Consider the following 6,451-nt stretch of genomic DNA (forward strand, 5'->3'; position numbering starts at 1 on the left):
CAGATGTACTTGTCGGCCAGCTTGTCGTTGAGTTCGTCCAGCACCTGGCGGTGGGAACGCTGCCGCGCCTTGAGCGAGTTGTGCAGGCGACGGCACACCGCGAAGTAGCACTGCTCGGCCAGGGCTTTCTCGGCCAGGGTCAGCTTGCCGTCAGCGTACTGGGCCGCCACGTCGCTCATGTAGTGAGTGGCGCGCCAGTAGGTTTCGGTGACCATCTCGATGTCGGTCGGACCCAGCAGGTCCACCAGCCATTGCACGGTTTCCGGCAGCTCTTCCTTGTTCTCGATCTTCGGCACGTCGTCGTTGTGCTTCTCGACGTCGGTGACCTGCACCACCAGCATGGCGTGGTGGGCGGTCAGGGAACGGCCACTCTCGGAGAAGATGTGCGGGTGCGGCAGGTTCTGCGCATCGCAGAACTCCTTGAGCATGCCCACCACCACGCCGGCATAGTCGTCCATGTCGTAGTTGATCGAGCTGGCGTTGCGCGAGTGGGTACCGTCGTAATCCACGCCGAGGCCGCCGCCGACGTCGATGTGGTCCACCGGCAGGCCGAGGTTGCGCAATTCGCCGTAGTAGCGGATAGCTTCCTTGAAACCGTGCTGGTAGTCCGCCAGGTTGGCGATCTGCGAGCCCATGTGGAAGTGCAGCAGGCGGATGCCCTGGTCCAGGCCGGCGGCGCGGAAACGCTCCACCACCGACAGCAGTTGCGCCGCCGACAGGCCGAACTTGGACTTTTCACCACCGGTGTCGGCCCATTTGCTCGAAGCCAGGGACGACAGGCGCACCCGCAGGCCCACTTGTGGCTTGACCTTGAGGGACGCCGCTTCCTCGATCACCAGGCCCACTTCGGACTCTTTCTCGATGACGATGAATACATTGTGACCGAGCTTCTGGCCCATCAGCGCCAGGCGGATGAACTCGCGATCCTTGTAGCCGTTGCAGACGATGGTGCCGCCCTTGGGCGCCAGGGCCAGGACCGCCAGCAGCTCCGGCTTGGAGCCGGCTTCCAGGCCGATGGAAACATTCTGGGTGGCGATGATGTTCTCGATCACCGCTTCCTGCTGGTTGACCTTGATCGGGTACAGGGCGGTGTACTTGCTCTGGTACTCCAGACGGCCGATGTTGGCGTCGAAAGCGCCGGTCAGCTGGCGCACGCGGTCCTGGAGGATGTCCGGGAAACGCACCAGCAAAGGCAGGGACAAGCCGCTCTTGCGCAGCTCCTCGACTTGTTCGAACAGATCGATGGGCAAACTGCTCGGGCCGTTCGGACGAACTTCGACGCGACCGGCGTCATTGATCGCGAAATACCCGGCCCCCCAATGGCGAATCCCGTAGACACTGCGGCTGTCCGCAACTGTCCATTGGCTGCCATCGTCTTTACGTGTGCGTCGTACGGACATCGAAGTCCCCTATAAAGAAGTCATAGAGCGCCGCCCCAATCCGGGGTCGGCGCAGTCTAAAGAATGAAAATGACGATTAGCCTGCAAGCGCAATAGACCGCGCATGCCGTGCCGAGTTTAGAAACCGTTCATGAACAGGCTCTGTGAAAACCATGGAGACGACGCCTGCGTCCTGAGCCAATCAAGACAGCATCCAGTCAGAGGTGGTTTTCACAGAGGCTGCTAGCCGCCGGACTTCTTCGCCTTGAAACCGTGCTTGACCAGTTCCGCCAAGAGTAGCTCGACATGGTCACCCTGGATTTCAATGACGCCGTCCTTCAAGGCGCCACCGGTGCCACAGCGTTTCTTCAACGTGGTGGCAAGCTCCTTGAGGGCGTCTTCGGCCAGGGGCACGCCGGTGATGGTGGTCACCGTCTTGCCGCCACGCCCCTTGCTCTCGCGACGCACGCGGGCAATGCCGTCGCCGGCTGGAATCACGGTTTGTTTGCAGATACAGGCGGCCACCGGCTGGCTACAGTCCGGGCAATGTCGACCTGCGTCGGTGGAAAACACCAGGCCACCAAGGGCGGCGAAGGATGCGGCTTTTTTGGCCACCGGCAATCCTCTTGGGAGGACAAAGACTGGTCGAAGCATATGGCGCTGCCATCGACCGCGAAGCCCCACTCAGGCAGGGGCAGCGCTACTGACCCGGCGCGCTTGCAACAAGCGCCGCCGGTTCAGCTTGAAAAGTCGCGCAGTGTAACGGCAAAAAGCCCGGTTGCTAAGAGCCAATCAGCGTCAATTTATGCAACTTTAACGACGTCGCGCCAGATAGCGTTGCAAGGCGGCCAGGGAGTCCGGGCAATAGGGCTTTTCGTGGATTTCCCGCAGCACCTGATCCAGGGGAATGAAGTGCGCTTCCAGGACTTCTTCCGGCTGCAGACGCAGCGGGCCGTCCCACACGGCCGAGAACGCCGAGCACCAGAGGCGGTTGCCGGTGTCCTCGAAAAAGAAGTGGTCGTGGGCGGTCAGTTCGACCCCGCTCACCCCCAGCTCCTCTTCCAGCTCCCGGGCGGCGGATTGGGCATAGCTTTCAGTCGCCAGGACCATGCCGCCTGCGGCGACATCCCAATAGCCCGGGTAGATGGCCTTGCTCAGGGTGCGCCGGTGCACGCACAGTTCACCGGCGGAATTGAACAGCATGATGTAGGTGCCACGCCCGATCAGGCCGCGCTCGCGCAGCTCCGAGCGGACCATGGCACCCAGCAGCTGGTCTTCGCCGTCGACCCAGGCAATCTCTTCAGCGTCGGAGGCGGCGCGATGGGCCGCCTCATTGGTGGTTGCAACCATGGATCAGCCTTGATTGAGCAGTTGGCGCAAGTCGATGACCGCCGCGTTGGCCCGGGAAATATAGTTGGCCATGACCAGCGAGTGGTTGGCCAGCACGCCGAAGCCGCTGCCATTGAGAATCATCGGGCTCCAGACCGGCTCCTGGGATGCCTCCAGTTCACGGATGATCTGACGCACGCTGACCGTGGCGTTCTTTTTCGCCAGCACATCGGCGAAGTCCACTTCAATCGCGCGCAGCAGGTGCGACAGCGCCCAGGCCTGGCCACGGGCCTCGTAGAACACGTTGTCGATCTGCATCCATGGGGTTTCCACCACTTCTTCATCCACCTGCGGGCCCTGGCCCGGAGCCGGCACTTCGGTTTTCAGCGCGGTGTTGAGCTTGACCCGGCCCACACTGGCCGACAGCCGCTGGGACAGAGAGCCCAGGCGCGTCCCTACATCACCCAACCAGTTGTTGAGGTTGTCGGCACGGGCATAGAACTGCGCGGTCTTCTGGTTGGGATCGGAGAGGCGAGCCTGGTAGCGGCTAAGGGAATTGATGCCTTCCTGGTACTCCGACTCGCTGGACGGCAGCACCCAGCTCTTGTTGTCGAAGTTGAAACGCGGCTCGGCCTTGGCCAGGTCGGCGTCTTCAGCGGACTGCGACTGGGAGCGGGCGAAGTCCTTGCGCAAGGCGCGGGTCAGGTCGCGAACCTGGACCAGCACGCCATATTCCCAGCTTGGCATGTTGTCCATCCACAGGCCCGGTGGAAAACGGTCGTTGGAGATATAGCCACCCGGCTTGTCCAGCAAGGTACCGACCACGGTCTTCAGGGTTTCCACGGTCGTGTAGCCCACCACCATCTGCCGGCCTTCCTTCTCGGCTGCGATCTGGGCGTTCTGCTGGACCGGGAACAGCGCAGGTTCCTGGCTCCAGTACCAGCCCAGGCCGCCAGTGACCAACAGATACAGGCCCAGCAACGTGGCCAGGGCACGACTGAACAGCAGGCCACCAAAATAGCTGCGTGTCGCCGATTTGGGTTCGGCAGCACGATCCGGCGCGCTGCCTGCGCGATTCTTCCAATCCAGCATGGCTATGTCCTTTCAATCACTTGGGTTCATCGGTTCGACCACAACCCTACTCCATCGTGCCTTGCCTTGACGGGATAAATCTTCCGGCAAATGCGCGCCGCGCAATGATTGCGAATCAGGCGGTCACTATAAATGAAGCACACTCCAGAACCTATGCGACCAGGCGGTCAGGAACTGAATAACGCCGCTTTGCACATTATTGACGTACGACACTCATGGGACACAAAAGTGGTGCTAGCATAGAGCCACCAGTCGATCTCAGCATGCACCCTAACTAGTAGTCAGGATATGACCGAGCCAGAAGACCCCAGCCGTGAGCGCCTCAAGCACCACTTTGCCCAGCGGGTAATTCATCAGGCACGTCAGATTCTTGAGATATGGCAGCGTCTGCAGCGCAGCGAATGGTCCACCACCGACATGTCGGAACTGTGCGAAGCCAACCTGCGCCTGCTGCGCTTTGCTGAACGCTTCGAACAACCCGAACACACTCAACTGGCCCGCAGCATCAGCCAATCGCTGGAAGCAGTCGATGCCAATCGCGGTCGCCTGAGCAGCAACCTGATCACCGACCTCAATCGTTTGATGCAGCGCTTGTCGCGCACTGGCCTGCGCCACGGCGACCAGTTGGAACAGACGTTCCTGCCGCCGTTGCGCAAACCTATCTACGTGATGTTGCAGGATCACGACCGGGCCGAGCGCCTGGCCAAGCAACTGGAATTCTTTGGCCTCACGGCCCAGTCCCTGGACAGCATCGCCGCCTTTCGTTCGTCCATGGTCGAGCGCCTGCCGGCGGCCATCGTCATCGATGTGGACTTCTGCGGCGCCGGCACGGGCCTGACCCTGGCGGCCGAAGCCCAGGTCGGCCTGGAGCAGAAACTGCCGCTGCTGTTCTTCAGCCTGCATGAAACCGACACCCCGACTCGCCTGGCGGCAGTACGCGCCGGCGGCCAGGAGTTTCTCACCGGCACCCTGGAAGCCTCCAGCCTGCTGGAAAAGATCGAGGTGCTGACCTGCGTCGCCCAGTACGAACCCTATAAAGTGCTGATCATCGACGACTCCCGGGCCCAGGCCCTGCATACCGAGCGCCTGCTCAACAGCGCCGGGATCGTCACCCGCACCCTGATCGAACCGATCCAGGCCATGGCCGAGCTGGCGGACTTCCAGCCGGACCTGATCATCCTCGACATGTACATGCCGGCCTGCACCGGCACCGAGTTGGCCAAGGTGATCCGTCATAATGACCGCTATGTCAGTGTGCCGATCATCTACCTGTCCGCCGAAGACGACCTGGACAAGCAACTGGACGCCATGAGCGAAGGCGGCGACGACTTCCTCACCAAGCCCATCCAGCCGCGGCACCTGATCACCACCGTACGCAACCGCGCGGCCCGGGCTCGCAACCTCAAGGCGCGAATGGTCCGTGACAGCCTCACCGGCCTGTACAACCACACCCACATCCTGCAACTGCTGGAAGACTGCAGCTTTCGCGCCCGTCGCGAGGACAAGCCGCTGAGCTTCGCCATGCTCGACATCGACCACTTCAAGCGGGTCAATGACAGCCACGGCCACCCCATGGGCGACCGGGTGATCAAGAGCCTGGCGCTATTCCTCAAGCAGCGCCTGCGCAAGACCGACTTCATCGGCCGCTACGGCGGCGAAGAGTTCGCCATCGTCATGCCCGACACCGATCAGGACGCCGCCTGCAAAGTGCTGGACGAAATCCGCCAGCGCTTTGCCGAAATCCATTACCCGGCCCAGCCTCAGGACCTGTGGTGCACCTTCAGCGCCGGCGTGGTGGAGATGCAGGAAGACTCCGACAGCCTGATGATGGCCAGCCAGGCGGACGAGGCGCTGTACCGTGCCAAGCACGGCGGACGCAACCGGGTGCAGGCCGCACGGCAATCAAGTCAAAGTGCCATCTTTTCATCCGAATCCACAGATTCGGTCATAACCTTGTAATACAAACGCAATAAATTCAGGCACTTACCATTTTCGCCGTTGGTAGAGCCCTGATGCGCCTGAAGCTGCTGACCAATCTCAATACCCTGCTGTTAGTTGCCGTCTGCCTGGCCCTGGGAGCTACGCTCTGGTGGTCGCAACGAGCCCTGGAGCGCCCCTATCTGCTGATGGAGCGCTACCTGGGACTGTCCCAGCAGTTTCAAAGCCAGGTGGCGCGCAACATCGAAGACTACCTGGCCAGCGGTGACGCCCTGCGCCTGAGCAGCGCGACCCAGGCCATCGAAGCCCTGCAAGGCGAACTGACCGAGCTGCCGCCGCAGCTCGCGCAAAGCCTGCGCCCGAGCCTGGCCGGCCTCGACGACTTCAGCAGGACCGACCTGCTGGCCGCGGGCAAGCTGGCCGGCGACCCCCAGGCCCTGCTGCTGCAGGCGGAACGGGAAATGGGGGCCAACCTCGAACAGCTCAGCCAGTACGCCAGCGGCGCCAAGAGCGGCGACGCTCCGGCCTACTTGCCGCTGCTGCTGAGCGCCTCGCAACACCTGGGCAAGTTGTCCCTGGCCCGGGACAAACTGGTGAGCAGCGGCCGCAGCGAGCTGGCCGCGGACGTCGAACGCGAAGTCAACAACATCCGCTCCCAAGCCGATCGGCTCGAAGCCCTGCCTTTTTTAGGAGTAGCCGCCAGCGGGGAGTCC

Annotated in this window: 5 protein-coding genes and 1 pseudogene; 2 read left to right on the top strand and 4 right to left on the bottom strand. The window is 62.2% G+C overall.

All coding sequences use genetic code 11. The features are described 5' to 3' along the window. The 4 genes from speA to BLX41_RS18155 all read right to left on the bottom strand — a co-directional run. On the bottom strand, positions 1–1,400 hold a 1,400-nt coding region (gene speA / locus BLX41_RS18140), incomplete at its 3' end, for a biosynthetic arginine decarboxylase (RefSeq protein WP_259744998.1). Positions 1,401–1,622: 222 nt separating this feature from the next. Next, a complete protein-coding gene (locus tag BLX41_RS18145) occupies positions 1,623–1,994 on the bottom strand; it encodes a translation initiation factor Sui1 (RefSeq protein ID WP_015634001.1) in 372 nt (123 codons plus the stop codon). Between the two features lie 198 nt (positions 1,995–2,192). Then, positions 2,193–2,729 carry an NUDIX hydrolase gene (locus tag BLX41_RS18150; protein WP_123726006.1) on the bottom strand — a complete coding sequence of 179 codons (537 nt, stop codon included), beginning with the start codon at positions 2,727–2,729 and terminating at the stop codon, positions 2,193–2,195. Positions 2,730–2,732: 3 nt separating this feature from the next. After that, positions 2,733–3,800 carry a DUF2333 family protein gene (locus BLX41_RS18155; RefSeq protein ID WP_123726007.1) on the bottom strand — a complete coding sequence of 356 codons (1,068 nt, stop codon included), beginning with the start codon at positions 3,798–3,800 and terminating at the stop codon, positions 2,733–2,735. A 288-nt stretch (positions 3,801–4,088) separates the two neighbouring features. Between BLX41_RS18155 and BLX41_RS18160 the strand changes: the two genes are divergently transcribed. Both BLX41_RS18160 and BLX41_RS35670 read left to right on the top strand, forming a co-directional pair. Next, complete coding sequence (locus BLX41_RS18160) at positions 4,089–5,759, top strand: response regulator (protein ID WP_123726008.1); 1,671 nt, start codon at positions 4,089–4,091, stop codon at positions 5,757–5,759. A 53-nt stretch (positions 5,760–5,812) separates the two neighbouring features. Continuing rightward, a pseudogene (locus BLX41_RS35670) lies at positions 5,813–6,451 on the top strand (methyl-accepting chemotaxis protein); the annotation flags it as partial.

Origin of the sequence: Pseudomonas protegens (assembly GCF_003732485.1) — a bacterium.
Lineage (GTDB): Bacteria > Pseudomonadota > Gammaproteobacteria > Pseudomonadales > Pseudomonadaceae > Aquipseudomonas > Aquipseudomonas protegens_B.